At 65.0% G+C, this 18,300-nt stretch carries 22 protein-coding genes; 10 read left to right on the plus strand and 12 right to left on the minus strand.

Translation table 11 applies throughout. The annotated features are described in order from the left end of the window. Positions 1–2: 2 nt before the first annotated feature. Positions 3–1,529, plus strand: a complete 1,527-nt coding sequence (locus tag C442_RS11790; RefSeq protein WP_008310716.1) for an L-aspartate oxidase — start codon at positions 3–5, stop codon at positions 1,527–1,529. Beyond that, positions 1,529–2,350, plus strand: a complete 822-nt coding sequence (gene nadC, locus C442_RS11795) for a carboxylating nicotinate-nucleotide diphosphorylase (RefSeq protein ID WP_008310718.1) — start codon at positions 1,529–1,531, stop codon at positions 2,348–2,350. The genes C442_RS11790 and nadC overlap by 1 nt, the downstream gene beginning before the upstream one ends. 7 nt (positions 2,351–2,357) lie before the next feature. Here nadC and C442_RS11800 read toward each other — a convergent pair whose 3' ends face one another. Both C442_RS11800 and C442_RS11805 read right to left on the minus strand, forming a co-directional pair. Continuing rightward, complete coding sequence (locus tag C442_RS11800; protein WP_008310720.1) at positions 2,358–2,849, minus strand: pyridoxamine 5'-phosphate oxidase family protein; 492 nt, start codon at positions 2,847–2,849, stop codon at positions 2,358–2,360. Between the two features lie 90 nt (positions 2,850–2,939). Then, the gene (locus C442_RS11805) at positions 2,940–3,674 is read right to left on the minus strand and encodes a bifunctional helix-turn-helix transcriptional regulator/GNAT family N-acetyltransferase (RefSeq protein ID WP_008310722.1); all 735 of its coding nucleotides are present in this window, start codon (positions 3,672–3,674) and stop codon (positions 2,940–2,942) included. Positions 3,675–3,860: 186 nt separating this feature from the next. Here C442_RS11805 and C442_RS11810 point away from each other — a divergent pair, with 186 nt between their 5' ends. Further along, the gene (locus C442_RS11810) at positions 3,861–4,529 is read left to right on the plus strand and encodes an RNA 2'-phosphotransferase (protein ID WP_008310724.1); all 669 of its coding nucleotides are present in this window, start codon (positions 3,861–3,863) and stop codon (positions 4,527–4,529) included. A 17-nt stretch (positions 4,530–4,546) separates the two neighbouring features. On the opposite strand, the gene gpmI is transcribed toward C442_RS11810, so the two are convergent. Then, entirely contained in the window at positions 4,547–6,106 is a 1,560-nt protein-coding gene (gene gpmI / locus C442_RS11815) for a 2,3-bisphosphoglycerate-independent phosphoglycerate mutase (protein WP_008310726.1), read from the minus strand. Positions 6,107–6,276: 170 nt separating this feature from the next. Here gpmI and C442_RS11820 point away from each other — a divergent pair, with 170 nt between their 5' ends. Further along, positions 6,277–6,669, plus strand: a complete 393-nt coding sequence (locus tag C442_RS11820) for a DUF7522 family protein (protein WP_008310728.1) — start codon at positions 6,277–6,279, stop codon at positions 6,667–6,669. A 137-nt stretch (positions 6,670–6,806) separates the two neighbouring features. Continuing rightward, the gene (locus tag C442_RS11825) at positions 6,807–8,057 is read left to right on the plus strand and encodes a DNA double-strand break repair nuclease NurA (protein ID WP_008310731.1); all 1,251 of its coding nucleotides are present in this window, start codon (positions 6,807–6,809) and stop codon (positions 8,055–8,057) included. Positions 8,058–8,063: 6 nt separating this feature from the next. Here the strand turns inward: C442_RS11825 and C442_RS11830 are convergent, their stop codons facing one another. The 4 genes from C442_RS11830 to C442_RS11845 form a co-directional block, all read right to left on the minus strand. After that, entirely contained in the window at positions 8,064–8,366 is a 303-nt protein-coding gene (locus C442_RS11830) for a hypothetical protein (protein WP_008310733.1), read from the minus strand. Beyond that, positions 8,366–8,716, minus strand: coding sequence for a winged helix-turn-helix domain-containing protein (locus tag C442_RS11835; protein WP_008310735.1), 351 nt, complete (start codon positions 8,714–8,716; stop codon positions 8,366–8,368). The genes C442_RS11830 and C442_RS11835 overlap by 1 nt, the downstream gene beginning before the upstream one ends. Before the next feature lie 89 nt (positions 8,717–8,805). Beyond that, a complete protein-coding gene (locus C442_RS11840; RefSeq protein WP_008310737.1) occupies positions 8,806–9,141 on the minus strand; it encodes a DUF7113 family protein in 336 nt (111 codons plus the stop codon). Between the two features lie 43 nt (positions 9,142–9,184). Next, positions 9,185–9,976, minus strand: coding sequence for an endonuclease/exonuclease/phosphatase family protein (locus C442_RS11845; protein WP_080504307.1), 792 nt, complete (start codon positions 9,974–9,976; stop codon positions 9,185–9,187). An 87-nt stretch (positions 9,977–10,063) separates the two neighbouring features. On the opposite strand from C442_RS11845, the gene C442_RS11850 reads away from it, so the two are divergent. Together C442_RS11850 and C442_RS11855 are read left to right on the plus strand one after the other, a co-directional pair. Further along, complete coding sequence (locus C442_RS11850) at positions 10,064–11,914, plus strand: ATP-binding protein (protein ID WP_008310739.1); 1,851 nt, start codon at positions 10,064–10,066, stop codon at positions 11,912–11,914. A 69-nt stretch (positions 11,915–11,983) separates the two neighbouring features. Beyond that, on the plus strand, positions 11,984–12,415 hold the full coding sequence (locus tag C442_RS11855) for a universal stress protein (RefSeq protein WP_008310740.1): 432 nt from the start codon (positions 11,984–11,986) through the stop codon (positions 12,413–12,415). A 2-nt stretch (positions 12,416–12,417) separates the two neighbouring features. Here C442_RS11855 and C442_RS11860 read toward each other — a convergent pair whose 3' ends face one another. Then, positions 12,418–12,861 carry a universal stress protein gene (locus C442_RS11860; RefSeq protein ID WP_008310741.1) on the minus strand — a complete coding sequence of 148 codons (444 nt, stop codon included), beginning with the start codon at positions 12,859–12,861 and terminating at the stop codon, positions 12,418–12,420. A 157-nt stretch (positions 12,862–13,018) separates the two neighbouring features. On the opposite strand from C442_RS11860, the gene C442_RS11865 reads away from it, so the two are divergent. Continuing rightward, positions 13,019–13,732 carry a DUF4013 domain-containing protein gene (locus tag C442_RS11865; protein WP_008310742.1) on the plus strand — a complete coding sequence of 238 codons (714 nt, stop codon included), beginning with the start codon at positions 13,019–13,021 and terminating at the stop codon, positions 13,730–13,732. On the opposite strand, the gene C442_RS11870 is transcribed toward C442_RS11865, so the two are convergent. Continuing rightward, entirely contained in the window at positions 13,729–14,853 is a 1,125-nt protein-coding gene (locus tag C442_RS11870; protein WP_008310743.1) for a KaiC domain-containing protein, read from the minus strand. The two genes, C442_RS11865 and C442_RS11870, sit on opposite strands and share 4 nt — an antisense overlap. 108 nt (positions 14,854–14,961) lie before the next feature. On the opposite strand from C442_RS11870, the gene C442_RS11875 reads away from it, so the two are divergent. Next, positions 14,962–15,813, plus strand: a complete 852-nt coding sequence (locus tag C442_RS11875; protein WP_008310745.1) for an NAD(+)/NADH kinase — start codon at positions 14,962–14,964, stop codon at positions 15,811–15,813. Here the strand turns inward: C442_RS11875 and C442_RS11880 are convergent. Further along, positions 15,810–16,097, minus strand: coding sequence for a hypothetical protein (locus C442_RS11880; RefSeq protein ID WP_008310747.1), 288 nt, complete (start codon positions 16,095–16,097; stop codon positions 15,810–15,812). The two genes, C442_RS11875 and C442_RS11880, sit on opposite strands and share 4 nt — an antisense overlap. Positions 16,098–16,173: 76 nt before the next feature. Beyond that, the gene (locus tag C442_RS11885; RefSeq protein ID WP_049942960.1) at positions 16,174–16,782 is read right to left on the minus strand and encodes a hypothetical protein; all 609 of its coding nucleotides are present in this window, start codon (positions 16,780–16,782) and stop codon (positions 16,174–16,176) included. A gap of 124 nt (positions 16,783–16,906) precedes the next feature. Here C442_RS11885 and C442_RS11890 point away from each other — a divergent pair, with 124 nt between their 5' ends. Then, entirely contained in the window at positions 16,907–17,461 is a 555-nt protein-coding gene (locus tag C442_RS11890; RefSeq protein WP_008310750.1) for a response regulator, read from the plus strand. Positions 17,462–17,515: 54 nt separating this feature from the next. On the opposite strand, the gene C442_RS11895 is transcribed toward C442_RS11890, so the two are convergent. Continuing rightward, positions 17,516–18,148: a TetR/AcrR family transcriptional regulator gene (locus tag C442_RS11895; RefSeq protein WP_008310751.1), complete on the minus strand. Its 633-nt coding sequence runs from the start codon at positions 18,146–18,148 to the stop codon at positions 17,516–17,518. Positions 18,149–18,300: the final 152 nt, after the last annotated feature.

An 18,300-nucleotide genomic window follows, 5' to 3' on the forward strand; every position in this document is an offset into this window, starting at 1 on the left:
CCATGACGGACGACCCGATCACGACGGACGTACTGGTCATCGGCTCCGGCATCGCCGGGCTGGCGGCGGCGCTCGCCGCGGCCCGAGAAGGCGACGACGTGACGCTCGCCACGAAGGCGACCCGCCCGGAGGGCTCCTCATCCTGGTGGGCCCAGGGCGGCATCGCAGTCTCCCGGGACACCCCCGAAGAGTTCAAAGAAGACATCATGGCCGCTTCGGACGGCACTGCCGACCCCGACGCCGTCGACGTGCTGGTCGAGAACGCCAACGGAGCCGTCGAGGACGTGCTGCTTGACACCCTCGACATTGACTTTGACCACAACGGCTCCGACCACGACTTCACCCGCGAGGCCGCCCACAGCGAGGACCGCATCCTCCACGTCGACGCCTCGACTGGCAAGCACATCCACGTCCCGTTCCTGAATTACATCGACGACCACGACAGCGTGGAGATTCTGGACGACACCGCCGCGCTCGAACTCATCCGTCACGAGGGTCGTGTCCACGGCGCGATGCTCGAATCCGACGGCGCGGTCGACCCGTACTTCGCCGGCAGCGTCGTGCTGGCGACCGGCGGCATCGGCGACCTCTACCCGCGGACGACGAACCCCGACAATACCACCGGGGACGGCATCGGGATGGCCGCACTCGCCGGGGCCGACGTGGAAGGTATGGAGTACGTGCAGTTCCATCCGACGGCGTGCGTCCGGGAAGGCGGCGAGCGTGACGGCGACGTGGCCTTCCTCGTCAGCGAAGCCGTCCGCGGCGAGGGCGGCCTGCTGCGCAACGGCAAGGGCGAGCGGTTCATGCCCGACTATCACGCCGACGCCGAACTCGCGCCGCGCGATGTGGTGGCTCGGGCGGTCAAAGCCGAGCGCGAGGCGACCGGCGAGGTCACGCTGGATGTCTCTCCCCTGAACTTCGTCGAAGAGTTCCCAGACCTTGCAGACAACTGCGAGGAGTACGGCATCGACTGGACCGAGGGCATCCCGGTCGCGCCCGCCGAGCATTTCCTCTGTGGCGGCATCAGCGTCGACGACCGCGGTCGGACGACACTGGACCGGCTCTATGCCGTCGGCGAATGCTCCCGAACCGGCGTCCACGGCGCGAACCGCCTCGCCAGCACCTCCCTGCTCGAAGGGTTGGTCTGGGGCCTGCGCGCCGGCGAAGACGCCGCCGGGGCCGAGCCGGAGCCAATCGAAGCGCCGGAACTCCTCGAACGCGACCCGGATCTGCCCGACCGCTTCGCCCGCGACAAGTTCCAGCGGCTGACTCGCGTGATGGACGAGAACGTCGGCGTCGAGCGGGACCCCGCGGACCTCCAGCGCGCGATGGCCGTCCTCCGCCGGCTCAAGGGCGAAGTCGACGCCTACGTTCGCACGCGGACCAGCCGCTCGCTGTACGAACTCCGCCACGCCAGCGTCACCGCGCTGTTGATCGCGCGCCACGCCGCCGAGAACGAGGAGAGCGTCGGCACGCACAATCTCGTGGATGCGAGTGAGGAACCGCCGGAGTCAACGGCCGACTGATGCTCGCCGACAGCGACATCGAGCGGTGGCTCCGCGAGGACGTGGGCCACCACGACGTGACCAACGACGTGCCCGGGACGACCGAGGGCCGCCTGGTAGCGAAAGAGTCCGGCGTCGCCGCCGGTCTCGACGCCGCCACCGCTGTGTTCGAGTATCTGGACTGTGCGGTTGAGACACCGGTCGACTCCGGGGACGCTATCGACGCCGGCGACGTAGTGCTTCGCGTCGACGGCCCCGCGCAGTCGGTCCTCCGCGGCGAGCGCGTCGCCGTGAATATCACCGGCCACGCCTCGGGCGTGGCGACGAAGACGCGGGCCGCCGTCGATGCGGCGGAATCGGCTGCGACGGATTCCACGCCCCGCATTGCCGGCACGCGCAAGACGACTCCCGGCCTGCGCGGCATCGAGAAGCGAGCGGTAGCGGCCGGCGGCGGCGACACCCATCGACTGGACCTCTCGCACATGGTGATGATCAAGGACAACCATGTCGCCGAGATGGGACTGGTCGACGCCATCGAGCACTTCCGCGAGCGGGCGTCCTTCGCCACGAAACTCGACGTGGAGGTCGAAGCTCCGGCGGACGCCCCGCGGGCCGCCGAGGCCGGCGCGGACATCGTCCTGCTCGACAACATGACTCCCGCGGAAACTGAGCGGGCCGTCGACAGAGTGGCAACGTCTGCTTCCGACGCGCTTACCGAGGCTAGCGGCGGTATCACAGTTGCGGACGTGCCGGCCTACGCCGAAACGGGCGTGGACATCATCTCGATGGGGTCGCTGACCCACTCCGCGCCGACGCTGGATTTCTCTTTCCGAACGGGCTGAGTCCCGGTTACTCCGGTCCACTCGTCGAAGATTCGGTTCTGAGTTCCGGCGGGAGTTCGAGTTGCTTGATACCGGCCCGCTCGTCGATTCGGAACCGATACAGCGCCGTGGCCTCCGTCTCGGCCGCCCGCTCGAACACGTCGGGCGTCCAGGAAGTGTCTATCTGTTCTTCGATTGCCCTGCGTTCGTCGCCAGGGACTCGTTCGATGGTCCCCGTCAGCAGGACGCTGCGCCAGTTGAACGTCGTTTCGACGTCGTAGATGAGAAACCGGGCAACGTCCGCGTGGTCGCTCACCGTCACTTTCCGGCTGTCGGCACCGAGAACGTAGACGAAGTAGAGCGTGGACTCGCCGTCGTACCAGAAACCAAGCGGGCGCAGTAGCGGCGCGGAATCGGTCGGGACGCCAAGCACGCCGATGCTCTTCCGTTCGAGGGTCTTTTCGATGTCCTCGACGTCCATCTGGAGCATTCCGTAGTCTTCTAGTTCGGTAACTGTCATGTCGTCACTTGTCGGTAGACAATCATAAATCCATAGGGCGCTATCTCCGGGTTCTCCGCTCACGAGCGTGGCGCTTGCCGTCAGTCCGTCTCACTCCAGCCGGCGCGCCATCATCACCTCGTCGACCAGTTCGCCGTCGATCTCGTAGTGGCCATCGCGGACAGCCTCGACCGTCCAGCCGGTCTCCTTCAGGAAGTCGATGGCCCGCTCGTTCGTGGCCGGCAGGCTGTTGTACACCTTTCGACAGCCGCGGCTCGCGGCCCATTCGACCCCGCGGTGGAGCAGGTGGCTGCCGATACCGTGACGGCGGTACGTCTCCATTACTCCGAGCGTGAGTTCGGCCGTCGACGCGAGTTCGGCCACCTCGGACATGGCGACGTGGACCCAGCCGACGACGTCGTCGTCGACCGTGGCGACGAACACGACGCGACAGCGATTGGGACCCCAGCGGACGAGCGTGTCCTCGTAGGCCAGTTGCTCGGCGACACCGGCCGCGATGATGTACGGCGCTTCGCTGGTCACGTCGCGTATCGTCCCGACGACGCCGGAGAGGTCCGACGGCCGGGAAGGCCGTATCTCGTAGCTGACGCCGGCCTCGTAGTGTTCGGCCGTCTCGCCGTGGTGGAGCGCCACGGTCAGCTTCCCGTCCTCGGTGGCCTCGATGAGGTCGTCCCGTTTGAGAATGGAGACGTGGTGCTGGAACCGCTCGGGGTCGACGCTGATGGCTTCGGCCACCTCGGCGGGCGCGACAGGGCCGTTCCGCTCCACGAACCGATACACATCGGACCGCTCACCGCCGAGTTCGAGGTCTGTTGGGGACGGCATTTCGTTATGGCAGACTGATGACTGTATCTACTTGAAGATACCCGCCCGCCGGGATGGAGAGTTAAGCGCTACTTCGGAAGTAGCGGTGCCGTGGCCGCCGGTGAAAGCGTCTGGGACAGCTGTCGATACGCGGGCCGTCGTCACGTCCGCGTGACGCTTTTGTATGGTCGCGGCCCAACCCCGACCATGCCAGATGCGGTCCGTCGCTGTCCCGAGGACGGCTTCTTCGAGGGGAATGCGTGCCCGGTCTGTGACAGAGAGGGGACCCTCGTTCTCGACGGCGCACGGCGACGACAGCTCTCGAAGTTCGTCTCCGGGGCGCTCAGACACTTTCCCGAGGACGCAGGCATCGAGGTAGACGAAGCGGGGTGGACGGCGTTTACCTCTCTCCACGCTGCTGTCGAGCGGAAGTACGACTGGGCCGACGGCGAGGCACTGGCTGGAGTCATCGCCACGGACCCGAAAGGGCGGTTCGAGCGGACAGGAACCAGTGACGAGTCAAGCACAGTAGCCGCTGGCGGCCGCGTTCGGGCGGCTTACGGGCACTCTGTCGACGTGACTCTCGACGCGACCGACAACCCGGTCCCGACGACGCTGTATCACGGAACTGCGCCGCGAAACGCCGCCTCGATACGCGACGCGGGACTGAAGCCGATGGGGCGACAGACGGTCCACCTCTCGGACTCCGTCGCGGCGGCCCGCGAGGTGGGGCGTCGCCACGCCGCCGACCCCGTCGTGTTCGTCGTCGACGCCGCGGCGATGCAGGCCGACGACCGCCGAATCGTCAAGCGCGGGACCGAGACGTACACGACTGACCGCGTGCCGCCGGGGTATCTCTCACTGCTCGAAAAATAGCGTGATCGCGTCGCCCGCTATTCGACCAGCGGTGTGCCGGTCATCGCCTCCGGCTGGTCGATGCCCATGAGCATGAGCATCGTCGGCGCGAGGTCGGCCAGCGTCCCGCCGTCGCGGGCAGTCCGGCCACCGGCGGTCTCGTCGGCGGCGAGGTAGATGAACGGGACGGGGTTGGTCGTGTGGGCGGTGTGCGGGTCATCGACGGTCCCCATGTCGTCGGCGTTCCCGTGGTCGGCACAGATGAGAGTGTGGCCGCCGGCGGCCCCAATCGCCGCGACCAGCCGGCCGAGCTGTTCGTCGACGGTTTCGACGGCGGTCACCGCCGCGTCGAAGTCGCCGGTGTGGCCGACCATGTCGGGGTTGGCGAAGTTCAGGACCATCGCGTCGGGGTCCTCGCGGTCGATGAACTCGATGGCGGTGTCTGCCAGTTCCGGCGCGCTCATCTCCGGTTGCATGTCGTAGGTCGCCACGTCAGGGCTGTCGACGATTTCGCGGCTCTCGCCGTCAAACGCGACCTCCCGGCCGCCGTTGAGGAAGTAGGTGACGTGGGGGTATTTCTCCGTCTCGGCCAGCCGGATCTGGGTCTTCCCGGCCGCCGAAAGCACCTCGCCGAGCACGTCCTCGGGCTGGTTCGGCGGGAAGGCGACCGGCAGGTCGAACGTCTCGTCGTACTGCGTCATCGTCACCAGTCGGATGGCCGGCGGCTCGGTGTCGGCCCCCCAGTCCTCCGGGCGGATATCCCCGAGCATCCGGGTGAGCTGTCGGGCGCGGTCCGAGCGGAAGTTGAAGAAGACGACCGCGTCGCCGTCTTCGAAGCCGGCGTGGTCGCCGACGGTCGTCGGCTCGATGAACTCGTCGGTAGTGTCGCGGGCATAGGATTCAGTGGCGGCCGCGACAGCGTCGGCGGCGTGGTGGTCGCCCTCGCGGTGAACGATGGCGTCGTAGGCCCGGCGGGTCCGCTCCCAGTTCTGGTCGCGGTCCATTGCGTAGTAGCGGCCGCAGACGGTGGCGACGTGGCCAGTTCCGTGCGCCTCGGCGTGGGCTTCGAGGTCGGTGAGGTAGTCCTCGCCGCCGGTCGGAGAGGTGTCGCGGCCGTCGGTGAAGGCGTGCGAGACGGCGTCGGTCCCGCGCTCGCCGGCGAGTTCGATGAGCGCGTGGAGGTGGTCCTGATAGGAGTGGACGCCGCCGTCCGAAACGAGGCCCATGAAGTGGACTCGACCGCCGTGTTCCTCGGCGTGCTCGAATGCCGACAGAACCGTTTCGTTCTCGAAGAACGGCGGGTCCTGTGCGGCGTCGTCCGGTGGCGACTGGCCCCGCGAGCGGGCGATGCTGTCGCTGACGCGGGCGGAGTCCTGTTTGACGACGCGGCCGGCCCCGATGTTGAGGTGGCCGACCTCGGAGTTACCCATCTGACCTTCCGGGAGACCGACCCGGCGGCCGTGGGTGGCAAGCGTCGACGCTGTGCCCGCGTCTCGGTAGCGGTCGAAGTTCGGCGTGTCGGCGGCGGCGACGGCATCCCGGACATCGTCGTCCGGATTCAGGCCCCACCCGTCTAAGATGATGAGTCCGACGTCCATACCCGGTGGGTCACGCGACCGGCCTAATACACTGTCGGTCAGCCCCGAACGTGACGGTCGATAATGCGAAATTCGGCGGTTCTGGTGTCGGTACTCCATATCACTACCCTGCTATCACTGCCAGTATCGGGAACCCTGAAATTAAGAGGGAGGCCCGCCTTCGGTCTGGCATGACTCGGAACATTCTCTCGGACGATCTGGCCGACGCAATCGTCACGACAGCCCGGACAGCGACGGGTGACTCGCTCCGTTCAGTGACGTATTTCACGCGTGCGAACTTCGAGCAACTCTACCTGCGGGAGGACCTCGAACAGGACGCCGACCTCAACGACTTCGTCGGTCACGAGTGGCAGGGGTACAAGCAGACGAAAAACGCATATCAGGAGTCCGAACTGGGCGACTACCGCTTCACCGTCCGCGCGTTCTCTAACGGCTACCTCCTGCGGGCGACGACCGAGCGCCAGGGCGTGCTCATCACCACGGACGGCCTGACGATGCAGTCCTACGAGGAGATCGCCGAGGCCATCGAACGCATCCTCCGTGAAGAGTCCGGCAAGGAGTAATACTGTCGGCTGTAACTGTTACAAGATATTCGCCAACCCCGGAGTGGCGGAATTCGTCACAGACGGACAGCCGACAGTATAAGCGCCGAATCGGCAGGTGACCAAAGGGTTATGCCCGTCCCCGCGAACGCACGGGCATGACGCTGGACCCGGTCCACGTCGACGGCATCGCCAAGCTCGCCGGGCAGGTGCGCGAGACCGTCGAGACGAGCGACCAGGAGGCGGCCGCCGAGGAAGTCTGGGAGAGTTTTCTCGACCCGCTGTGGCAGGACGGAACGAAGATTCTGGAACCGCTAGACGAGCAGCGCCGCCGGAAGGTCCCTATCGAGGATATCGCGCTGGCGGACCCGCCGTTTCCGACCCAGCACGGCCTGGATTCGGGGACTATCAATCCCACGACGTTCAAGAACGGGCTGGTGCTGGACGTGGCACAGGCGGCGATGGGCAGCGTACCTTCGGACGTCGAACTCCACCGCGGCCGAACGATTATCATGGCCGTCCACTCGAACGACGCGACGCTGGGATTCGACGGCGACTGGCAGGGCGGGGACCGCGGCTACGCCAAGCGGCGCGTCCTCGACGTGCCACAGGTCGACCGCTACGAGCAGCGGGTCGTCCACGCGCTGGCGCTGTACCTCGCGGAGAGCCAGCACGCGCTGACAAACGCCGACGTGGTCGAGGACCTGTTCATCCTCGACGGGCCGATCTACCCGACCGGCGTGCTCCGCTGGGCCGACCGCGACACCGAACTGGCCGACCTGCTTGCCGAGGACGACCGCCCGAAGACGGTGGTCAACAACTACGTCGACCTCGTCGAGCGGTTCGTCGAACGGGACGTTCCGATGGTGGGATTCATCAAGAACTCCTCGACGAAGGCCCTCACACGGGCGCTGCGGCGCAAGACCAACGCCCCCTGGGTGAACGACACCGCCTTCTTCCGCCGAATTCTGGAGCGACGCGACGACGAGGGAGAACTGCAGACCGACTGTCTCACTGCGACGAACTGGTTCCGCTCGCGGGGCGGAACTGACGGCATCATGGCCGCCGACGGCGACGCGCTGGGCATCGAGCGGTCGCTCGACCCCGAAGCCTACGAAGTGACGTTTTTCGTCCTCTACGACCCACGTTCCGACCTCGTGTTCCGCATCGAGGCCCCGTACGCGTTCACTAAAGACCCGGAGTGCCGGGCCAAACTCACGCGGCAGATACTCCACGATGTGGCCCGCGAGCAGGGGCCGCCGCTGGCTATCGGGAAGGCCGATGAACTCGCCAAAATTGACCGCCAGGGGAGCGAGGAACTCACTCGCCGCATCGAGCGGACCTTCGAGACTGACCGCGAGCGGGAGTTCAACGATATCCGGTGGGGCGCCGTCGAGGAATCGTTCTGAAGCGTGCTAATCGCGGCGGGCCAGAACGATGGCGTACAGGAGGGCGATGAGCCCAACGAGTTCTGTGATAGTTCCCGGAAGGGGAAACACCACTCGCGGGAGGACCTGCACGGCACTGAGGGTAACGAGGTACGAGACGAAGGTGAGGAGGCTGATTCCGACGGCCAGTGCGAGCATAGAGCGGGTCCGTCGTCGACGGTAGCCAACGAGCGCCAATGCAGCAATGAGCAGCCCGACCCCCGTCTGTGCGAGGTGGAAAGCAGTGTTCACGGTAACCCACGTTTCGGCGGAGAGGCCGGCAAACTCCATCAGAGCCCCTCCCAGAGATCCACTAGAGCGTCGGCGAACTCGTGTGTCTTCGACTCGACGGAGAGGGTCACGTCGAAGGTCCCGTCGGTAAGCCGCACAGTGAGCGCGTCCATCTGTGCCTCGTACACGTCCGCGTGGTGCCCGTCGTCCGCGAGTTGCGTTCGAGCGGCGACGAGGCCGCAGTCCTCAAGCGCGTCGAGGCGGCGATACACGGTCGAGAGTGACATGTCGCAGTCGTTGCTGAGTTCGGTTGCTGTCATCGGTCTGTGACTCGTGGCTGCAAGGAGCGCGCGAGCGTAGTCATCGTCGAGGAGGGCGAACACCTCGGTCGGGGACGGGTCCTCGGCCACGCGCAGTGGGTTCACCCGTCACATTGGTATAACTCACTGGTCGTTCGCTGACTCAGAAAACGGGCCGCCGTTCTCCACAGACCTGTCGGCTACGCCGTCTCGGCCTGCTGCACCGTCACGTCGACCGTCTCGCCGGCCACGCCGAGCCGGGCGAACTGCGTTCTGACATGTTCTTTGGCCGCGTCGATTGCCGCATCGCGCGTCTCGAAGCCACGGGGCATCGGGGATTCGAAGGCGATTCGGATCTCGCGGTCGTCGATGGACTGGACCTGTCCGCCGCTTTCGACCTCGTAGAAAGCGTCACAGACCCAGACGTAGGGCGTCCCCTCGTCCGGCGCGCCCTTGAACTCGGGCGGCTCCTCGCCCGGCTCGTACAGCGTCCCGGTCAGCGCCGTCCCGCCCGCGGTCCCCCGAATAAGCAACATAGTTACACGTAGGGGCCACACAGGCAAAAGATTCTCCCTCGGGTCAGGGTTCACAGTCGACCACGACGGGCAGGTGGTCGGAGCCGTAGTGGTCGTCGTCGCGGTCGGCGATGACCGCTCTGGTGTCGACGGCCACGTCCTCGCTGACGAACACATGGTCGATCCCCATCTCGGGGAGCAGGTTGTGGAAATCGGTCCGGCTCGTCGTCGGGCCGTGGGTCGCGGTCGCTGTGTCGCGGGCGTCGACGAGCGTGCGGCCGTCCGGGAGTTCGTGGCCCTCGGCCCGCTCGTAGGCCGGTTCGCCGACGACGCAGTTGAAATCGCCGGTCACGACCGCGGGGGCCTCACGGGCGATGGAATCGAGGTGGTCGAGAACCAGTTCGATGCCCTCGACCCGCGCGTCAGCCCCTCGATGGTCCAGATGCGTGTTCAGACACAGCAGATCCTCGTCGGTGTCGCGATCACGGAGGCGCGCCCAGGTCGCCACGCGAGGGTATGCGGCGTCCCAGCCGACGCTGCTCGGCTCGGCGGGCTGTTCGGAGAGCCAGAACGTGTTCGTGGCCGCGCAGTCGAAGCGCTCGGCCCGGTAGCCGATGGCCGTGTGCTCCCCACCGGCGTCGACGGCGTCACGCGGGTCACCGACCCACTCGTAGCCGTCCAGCAACACCTCTAGCTCCCGGAGCTGGTGGGCCATCGCTTCCTGAATCCCGATAATGTCGGGGTCGTGATACCGGAGTATTCCCGCCACCAGCCGCCGCCTGTGGGGCCACCCGTCTCCCCCGTCCCCGGCGGTGTCGTACCGCACATTGAAAGACATCACCCGCGTCGGCTTCATATGCGTTCGTTGACAGCCATCCGGGTAAGGTTTCACATTCATGCTGCCGGGGAAAGGTGTTAATCCCCGGCTACCCTGAACTGGGGTATGTCCGACCTCGGGGATTTCACTGATTTCGACGGCGACGACGCGGCGGCCGACGACGAGGCCGCCGATTCTGCCGAGACGGCCGACGACGGCGACCAGACTGTCGACGCGTCGGGGGGCACGGACCCGACAGCACAATCGACAGACGACGACTTCGAAGATATGGACGTGACACCGGCCGGAACAGACACCGGTCTCGGTGTCCTCTCGGCGGCGAACGGCCTCCGGATCAGCGAGGAAGCCGACGAAACAGTCCTGCGCGCGTACGTCACCGCGCGGAACCGCTCGCGGCTTCGCATCGGGACGTACTTGCTCGTTCCGTACCCCGACGGGGAGCGACTGTTCTGTCGTATCAAGGCGCTGGAATACGCCCAGGAGTTCCACGCTGACGACGCGACAGAGATCCACGCCCGGCGGGCGATGCGCGAGCGGGGCATCGACGAGCGGGATTTCAAATTCATCGCCGAGCTTGAGCCGGTCGCGGTGCTGTACAGCGACGGTGGCGAACTCAAGCGGCGGATGACCGACCGGGTACCCAAACCCGAAACCGTCGTCCGGGAGGCCACCGACAAATCCGAGATCAAGACCGGCCTGAAGATACCCGAGGACGGCGTCTTCCTGGGCCATCTCTCCGTCGGCGGTGAGAAGGTCCGGACGGCCGCCGAGCCGCCGACCATCGACTACCGGCTGAAAGACGACTACGACGCCGGCGACCCGCTCGTGTTCCGGCATACCCTTGTCGCGGGTGGGACCGGGTCCGGGAAGACTCACAGTTCGAAGAACGTCCTGCGGCAGTATCTCGGCCGGACCTACGAGATGGGCGACGGCCGCACGCCAGAACTCGCCGTCGTCCAGTTCGACCCCCAGGACGAGTACGCGCAGATGCACGACGACAACCCCGCGATGACCGACGAGTTCGAGCGCCGCTGTGAGCGGGAGGGCGTCGCCTACGGCGGGCACGACGACACCATCGCCTTCGTTCCGAAGGTGGCCGGGGCCGACTACAACGCCAGCCACCACCGCGCCGAGCAGGTGGAGTTCACCATCCCGTTCTCGCTCGTCCACGACAACCCCTGGCTCATCGCCGGCTCCAGCCTGAACGACAACCAGTACGGCGCGCTGGTGAACACGCTGCTCCCGCGGTTCGAGCGAGAATACGGCGAAAGCGGCACGTACAGTGACTTCCGGACCTTCCTCGGGGACCCCGCGCTCAAGGAGGAACTGGACGAGGCGGGCGACGTCCACGAGGCCACGTTCGACGCCGTCAAGCGCCGCGTTCAGGGCTTCGGCGCTGTCTTCGACCAGGACGCTCGCCCCATCACCGATCAGATATCGCAGTTCGTCCGCGACGGCGGGCTGACGGTCATCCCGACGTACCACATCACGGACTCCCGGACGGCATCGACCATTGTGCTGGCCGTCTCCAGCCTGCTCATCGACCAGAAGCTCTCGAACGACCCGGACTACGACCGCATCAAGGAGACGCCGCTCGTGCTGGGGATGGACGAGGCCCACAACTTCCTCACCGACGCCGACAGCGTCCAGGCCGGCAAGGTCATCGGGAAGTTCACCGAAGCCGCAAAACAGGGTCGGAAGGAGCGCCTCGGCCTGTATCTCATCACGCAGGACCCCCAGGACATCGCCGACCCGGTGTTCAAGCAGATCAACACGACGATGGTACTCAATCTCGGCGACGAGGACGCCATCTCGGCGGTGAACATCCCCAGCAACCTCGAATCGAAGGTCCCCTACATGGAGAAGGGCCAGCGGGTCGTCTACTCGCCGGATAACTCCGAGCCAGTCGAACTAATTGGTCTGTCGACGTGTGTGACCCGTCACGGGCGAGACTGACAGACCGAAGACCCGCTCACCGATTGCAGCGGGCCGAAGATTCAAACCGACCCCAGCGGAATGGGACGTATGGCAAAACGAATCCTCGTTCCGGTCGACAGTTCCGACCAGGCAACGGAAGCGTGTGAGTTCGCAGCCGAGGAGTATCCGGACGCGACGGTCGTTCTCCTGCACGTCATCAACCCCGCAGAGGCCGGCTACAGCGCGGAGGCCTCGATTCCCTCCTTCTCCGAGGAGTGGTACGAGAAACAGAAGGCCACAGCGGAGGACCTGCTCGACGACCTTGAAGCGGAAGTGACCGAGGCCGGTATCGAGTCCGTCGAACGCGTCATCGAGGTCGGGCGACCGACGAAGGTAATCGTGGAGTACGCGGACGAACACGACATCAACCAGATCGTCATGGGAAGCCACGGCCGCTCGGGGATGTCCCGCATCCTGCTTGGCAGCGTCGCCGAAATCGTCGTCAGACGGGCGTCCGTCCCCGTAACCGTCGTCAGATAGCGCTACGGGTGCCGGACGATATGGACGTCGTACTGTGGGTCTTCTGACACCGGTGAACCGACGCTACAGACCGGTGTCGACACCCGTCCGGCGTTCTCACTGCCGATGAACACGATTGAGGCCCCCTCTTCGTGAGCGACTTCTCTGATGGTCCGGGTGATGTCCGTCGTCGTCGACGCCATCGAACTCACGTCTTCCGGGACCTCGTAGCGGAACGACGCCGTCGGGGCGACCGACTCGGCCTGCTCTCGCATCCGGTCGGCGACAGTCTCAGTATCGAACACCTCGTCCGCGTCGATCCAGCCGCGTTCCCGCGCGTACGCCGCATCGTCCGGGATAACGGACAGCGCAGTGATGTCCTCGTCGCGGTAGTCCGCGAACTCCATCGCCCGCGTTAGCGCGGCTTTCGACAGGGCCGAACCGTCGAAGGGCACGAGTAGTACCATATCCCTCCTGTCGCCCGGTTGTGATTTATTGGTTCCGCAAGCTGGCGCGATTTGAGAGGAATCGTGTTGGAATCGACACATCGCAGTCCTGCGGTAAGCCGAGCGAATAACCCGGCAAGGTGTCTGTAACTAATTATGTAGGGAGTGACCAAGAAACATGGAGTCGCTCGAAGATACACTCAGATATCCCATGGAAGACGACGACTGGACCGTGACCGTCCTCATCGGCGGCGTTCTCAGCCTCCTCGCCTTTCTCCTCGTACCCGGTATCCTCGTGTACGGCTATCTCGTTCAGGCAGTCCGCGAACGGGCGGACGGGGCGACAGAGCCGCCGGCGTTCGAGGACTGGGGCGAACTGCTCGTCGACGGTCTCAAGGCCTGGGTCATCGGCATCGTGTACATGCTCGTCCCGCTCGTCGTGTTCGGGGTGACCGTCGGCGGCAGCCTGTTCGCGATGGCGACGGGGACCCGCGCCGGAGCGGGTGCCGGCCTGGCCGGCCTCTTCGGCGGGCTGGCGATCTCGTTCGTCCTGTCGCTGGTGTTCGGCTACGTGGCGACGGCCGCCATCATCCACTTCGCCTGTACCGGCGAGTTCGGTGCTGGGTTCGATTTCGGGACGCTACGGAAGTTAGTCCTGTCCCCGGAGTACGCGACACCGTGGCTGGTCTCGATTGCGCTGTTCATCGCCGTCAACGTCGTGGTGAACTTGCTCAATGTGATACCGTTCCTCGGTTCGCTCCTCGCCGTGATTCTCAGCCCGTTCGCCACCTTCTACGTGCTGGTCGTCGCGACGGACCTCTGGGCCGGCGGCTACAACGCCGCACTCGACGAGCGGGACGAACCGGAGTCGGTCGGGACGGCGACGGCTTAGAAGATGTTGGCCTGCTGGTAGACCGAGATACCGTCGTTCGTTATCTCGTAGGGTTTCGTCTCCCGCGAGTGGTTCGCGTTCCGTATCTTCTGAATCTCGACGGCGAGTCGCGTCTCGCCGGTGTCCGACCGGACGTACTGAAGGATGAACACCGCGTCAGTCAGGTATTCGATGATACCGTGTCTGGACGCGAAGGGGTTGTTCTCGCTGGCTTCGGAGACGAGCATCGTCGTCACGCCGGCCTGTTTCAGTGACCGGGTGAAATCGAACACTTCGGTGCGTCTCCGGGACTGGTCGTCGTACATCATCTCTAGCAGGGAGACGGAGTCAAGCACCAGCCGGTCGGCGCCGAACTTCTCGATGAGCGCCGGCAGTTCGCCCCGGATGTTGTCGAGGCTGTTCGCCATCTCGACCGGGTCGAGGTCGACAATCGCTAGCTGGCCCTGTTCCTCGTACTCCTCGAATCCCCAGCCGCGTTCGCTGGCGGTGTCCAGTATCGCATCGTGAGACTGTTCAAGGGTCAGAAACACCGCGTTCTCGCCGTTCCGCAGGCCGTGGTGGAGGAACTGCAGCCCGAACGTCGTCTTCCCGGTTCCGGCCGAGCCGATAGTGACGATGAGATGGCGCTGTGGAATTCCGCCCTGAATCATCTGGTCGAGCCCCTCGATACCGATGTCGACCCGCGGGATGTCGGACTCGAACTCCTCCTCGAAGTCGCTACCGCTGTCACCGTCACCGCTGCCGGCAGACTCGAACGCGGTGGCGAAGTCGTCGTCGAAGAGTCCACCGCCGCCGTCGTCACCGGAGGACCCGGCGTCGGTATCGGAGGCACCACTCTCGCTACTGAAGGGGTCATCGCCGCCGTCGTCGAACGGGCTGCTGTCACTCTCCTCGTTAAAGGGAGTGCCCCCATCGTCGTCGAAGGGGCTGTCGCCCCCACTGCTATCACTCTCGTCACTGTCTGCCGCAAACGGCCCAGTGTCCGCAGATGTAGGCTCCTCGGCGTCGCTCTCGGGTTGTGTCGCCGAAGTATCGTCGGTATCCGTCTGTTCGCTGTCGCCGTCCTCGTCGTCCAGCGCACTTTCGAACCAGTCGTCGTCGGACCCGTCGTCCCCGCTCATACGCACGACCACCAGCCACACGAACGGCCCATGGAAGTGGATACGCGTCGGGACGGATATAATTGCCGTCGTAGAGGGTTTATATGCGGCCGGCGGGAACGTCCGGCAATGACTGTCGGTATCGTCGCGCAGCGGGACAACGACCGGGCCATGTCGCTTGCGAGTACACTGTGTGACCGACTGCGCGCCACGTCGGCGGCCGTCGTGGTGGACGAAACGACCGCCGGGGCGCTGGGAGACCACGACGCGTGGGAGGCCGCCGTACCCGATTCGGCCCCGGTCGATGAGATGTCCGCCTGTGACCTCGTCGTGAGCATCGGCGGCGACGGGACGTTTCTGTACGCGGCCCGCGGCGCGGGGTCGACGCCGATCCTGGGCGTCAATCTCGGCGAGGTCGGCTTTCTGAACGCTATCGCACCCGAAGAAGCCGTCGAGACAGTCGTCGCGGAGGTCGAACACATCCAGAAGACCGGCAGCGCCAGAACGCGGGCCAAGCCGCGGCTCCAGGCCAGCGGCGACGACTGGGAGCTATCGCCGGCGCTGAACGAAGTCGTCGTCCAGGGCGAGCGCCGCGGTCACGGCGGCGGGGCGACGCTCGACGTGTACATCGACGACTCGCTGTACACGTCCGGTCACGCCGACGGCGTGCTGGTGGCGACACCCACCGGCTCGACGGCGTACAACCTCAGCGAACGCGGCCCGCTCGTCCATCCCGACGTGGCCGGCCTCATCATCACCGGGATGGCAGACGAAATGGGGACGCCGCCGCTGGTCGTCGACGTCGACAGCGAAATCGTCGTCGAACTCAGAGACGCCGACAGTGGCGTCGTCGTCAGCGACGGACGGGTCAGAGAAGACGTGGTCCCGCCGGAGCGAATTACGGTCTCGCGTGCGAGCGAACCGGTCCGGCTCGCCGGGCCGCCGCTTGACTTCTTCACCGCACTGGACAAGCTAGCCTAACGCCGACCGACGGCGTACAGCACCGGTGCGAGGACGAGCAGCACCAGGCCGAACAGTTTGTACTGGAACGACGACGCGAGGACGCTCGCACTGCTTGGTTCCATCGCCGACGCCGGCGTAATCACGAGCAGTGCGCCCAGCGCAATCGTATGCAGCCCCAGCATCCGGAGCGACCGTTGTGGGAGAATTGCGACGAGCCCACCGACAAAGCCGAGTAGCAGGACATCACCGATGGTGTAGTTCAGCAGGAAACTATCGATGAGTTGCAGCGGTGACGCGAGCATTCCTATCCAGAATTTCGCCGGGATGGAATCTTTAAAGTTCCGTTACGCCGCCGACCTGCGGGCGGCGTTCGACCGTTCAATCGCTCGCCGTCCCCAATGGTGTGAGCAGGAGGTAGCCGGTCGATGGGACGCCGGCCGTCCGCAGCCGGAACTGCCTCGGTTCGTCGAGTGCCGTCGAGAGGGCCACGACATCGAGGTCAGTTGTACTGACTGTCTCGGCGTCCACTTCGTCGATACCAGCCACGAGCAGCGCCTCGGAGAGCGCCGTTCCGTCGAGGCGGTCGGACGGCACGTCGAACGTGGTCCCGAACGCCTCGTTGGCCGCACGCACGACCGGGCCGTGGCCCTCGTCGGCGAAGTACAACACCGGGTCCGGATGACCGTCGAAGAGATCGACCGGTTGTGGCTCCGGTGTTCGCTCGACGTCTGCCGACACCGTCATCGTCTCGTCGGTCGCCTCGCCGGGCGAATCAGTCACTAGAAGGTAGGAGACGCCGCCCAGCCCGCCGCCGAGCGCCAGACCGAGACCCACGGTGACCTGTTCCGAGAGCCCCAGCGAGAACACCGACTGCACCACCAGCGCCACGGTGGCGAGCACGACCGCTCCTGCCCCTATCCAACCGACCACGGCCGCGAGGCTCCCGAGGCGATGTCGACCGCCTGTGCCCGCCGACGACTTGCTCATCGGTACACACTCAATGGGCCATCGGTTAACGCTTTTCGAGAGGCGGCTGCTGATAAAACATATACAGTTGCCAGCCCTAGAACGGTGTAATACCGTGTCAAGAACTACAGGCGGCCCGCCGCGGGTGCTCGTCGTCGACGACGAGCACGACGTCGCCGACACGCAGGCTCTGAAACTCGGCGAGCGCTACGAGACGACTGTCGCGTACAGTGGGCAGGCGGCGCTCGACGCTGCCGGCCCGGAGTTCGACGCCGTGTTGCTCGACCGGCGCATGCCCGATGTCCACGGTGACGACGTGCTGTCGCAGTTGCGCGAGCGGGGGTACGACGGCATCATCATCATGCTGACCGCAGTCGACGCCGACCTGAACATTCTGGAGATGCCCTTCGACGACTACCTCCAGAAGCCGGTCGACCAGTCGACGCTTCTGTCGGCGCTTGACCAGCACCTCGACAGGCCCGACGAGGACGACAGGCTCGACGAGTACTTCCGAATCTCCTCGAAGCTCTCCGTGCTGGAACGCGAGAGATCCCCATCACAACTGGAGTCGAGCGACGAGTACACCAGGCTGAAAGAACGGGCAAAAGAACTGGAGTGGGTGCTGAAAGCCGAGAACGATGATTTCGAGGAGCTGAAGGAAACGTACCAGTCGATAAGCCGAAGCTATAGTAACAATTGAAACGATGTACACACTGATCGCACTGCCGTCGTGCGATCAGGTGTGCATTGATTTTCAATGGCTACTATAGGTACCGAGAATCAGCGTCTCTTCGATGTACTCGTCGATAGTGTCCCGAACCTCGGCGACAGGGTTGTCGTTACGAGTTGCGCTCTGAAGAATCACGCCGTCGAGTATCGTGATCATGAACCGCGACACCGTCTCGGGGTCGACGTCGGCGAAGACCCCCTGTTCGATGCCGTCCTCGATGATCTGTACGAGTTGCCGGGCGAACAGTTCGTCCGTCTCAGTGAACTTCTCGCGGAAGTCCGGGTTCTGAACCGCCTGGGCGCGCATCTCGACGTACGACCCGAGGACGGCGTTCTTGTCCGGCGTTTCGACGCAGTCCGGGAAATCGTCGAGAACGAGGCTGACAAACGTCTTGATGTCCTGTTCGGGGTCGCCGGTGGATTCGACCTGAAAGATGCGGTTAAATTCCGTGAGGATGAACTCCTGGAACGACAGCAGGAGGTCCTCCTTGCCATCGAAGTGGTGATAGAACGTCGATTTGCTGAGGTCGGCCTCGTCCGCGATTCGCTGTATCGAAAGTCCGGCGTACCCGTATTCCCGGAGGGCGCGGAACGTGGCCCGCATTATCGCCTCGTGCGAGTCCGCTGGCTCCCCGGCGAACGGAATTCCATCAGTCATCCCGACCGAATATTCGTTCGGGCAGTAAATATCTTCCCACTGTTACGGAACCACAACGTTGATAGGCGACCGAACGTTCGTTCGATGTACACGGTTCGGGCGGGAGTCTGCACAGACGTATGTGGGTACATATCCCGATCTCCCAAGCATGA

This window comes from Haloarcula amylolytica JCM 13557 (assembly GCF_000336615.1).
Classification (GTDB): Archaea; Halobacteriota; Halobacteria; order Halobacteriales; family Haloarculaceae; genus Haloarcula; species Haloarcula amylolytica.

Excerpts from the sequence above, each read along its gene's own strand:
- C442_RS11820 (WP_008310728.1), top strand. The coding sequence starts at position 6,277 with ATGACTCGGAACATTCTCTCGGACGATCTGGCCGACGCAATCGTCACG.
- C442_RS11840 (WP_008310737.1), bottom strand. The coding sequence starts at position 9,141 with ATGTTGCTTATTCGGGGGACCGCGGGCGGGACGGCGCTGACCGGGACG.
- C442_RS11875 (WP_008310745.1), top strand. The coding sequence starts at position 14,962 with ATGACTGTCGGTATCGTCGCGCAGCGGGACAACGACCGGGCCATGTCG.
- C442_RS11810 (WP_008310724.1), top strand. The coding sequence starts at position 3,861 with ATGCCAGATGCGGTCCGTCGCTGTCCCGAGGACGGCTTCTTCGAGGGG.
- C442_RS11825 (WP_008310731.1), top strand. The coding sequence starts at position 6,807 with ATGACGCTGGACCCGGTCCACGTCGACGGCATCGCCAAGCTCGCCGGG.
- C442_RS11895 (WP_008310751.1), bottom strand. The coding sequence starts at position 18,148 with ATGACTGATGGAATTCCGTTCGCCGGGGAGCCAGCGGACTCGCACGAG.
- C442_RS11845 (WP_080504307.1), bottom strand. The coding sequence starts at position 9,976 with ATGAAGCCGACGCGGGTGATGTCTTTCAATGTGCGGTACGACACCGCC.
- C442_RS11870 (WP_008310743.1), bottom strand. The coding sequence starts at position 14,853 with ATGAGCGGGGACGACGGGTCCGACGACGACTGGTTCGAAAGTGCGCTG.
- C442_RS11860 (WP_008310741.1), bottom strand. The coding sequence starts at position 12,861 with ATGGTACTACTCGTGCCCTTCGACGGTTCGGCCCTGTCGAAAGCCGCG.
- C442_RS11880 (WP_008310747.1), bottom strand. The coding sequence starts at position 16,097 with ATGCTCGCGTCACCGCTGCAACTCATCGATAGTTTCCTGCTGAACTAC.
- C442_RS11805 (WP_008310722.1), bottom strand. The coding sequence starts at position 3,674 with ATGCCGTCCCCAACAGACCTCGAACTCGGCGGTGAGCGGTCCGATGTG.
- C442_RS11800 (WP_008310720.1), bottom strand. The coding sequence starts at position 2,849 with ATGACAGTTACCGAACTAGAAGACTACGGAATGCTCCAGATGGACGTC.
- C442_RS11830 (WP_008310733.1), bottom strand. The coding sequence starts at position 8,366 with ATGGAGTTTGCCGGCCTCTCCGCCGAAACGTGGGTTACCGTGAACACT.
- C442_RS11865 (WP_008310742.1), top strand. The coding sequence starts at position 13,019 with ATGGAGTCGCTCGAAGATACACTCAGATATCCCATGGAAGACGACGAC.
- nadC (WP_008310718.1), top strand. The coding sequence starts at position 1,529 with ATGCTCGCCGACAGCGACATCGAGCGGTGGCTCCGCGAGGACGTGGGC.
- C442_RS11885 (WP_049942960.1), bottom strand. The coding sequence starts at position 16,782 with ATGAGCAAGTCGTCGGCGGGCACAGGCGGTCGACATCGCCTCGGGAGC.
- C442_RS11850 (WP_008310739.1), top strand. The coding sequence starts at position 10,064 with ATGTCCGACCTCGGGGATTTCACTGATTTCGACGGCGACGACGCGGCG.
- C442_RS11855 (WP_008310740.1), top strand. The coding sequence starts at position 11,984 with ATGGCAAAACGAATCCTCGTTCCGGTCGACAGTTCCGACCAGGCAACG.
- C442_RS11790 (WP_008310716.1), top strand. The coding sequence starts at position 3 with ATGACGGACGACCCGATCACGACGGACGTACTGGTCATCGGCTCCGGC.
- gpmI (WP_008310726.1), bottom strand. The coding sequence starts at position 6,106 with ATGGACGTCGGACTCATCATCTTAGACGGGTGGGGCCTGAATCCGGAC.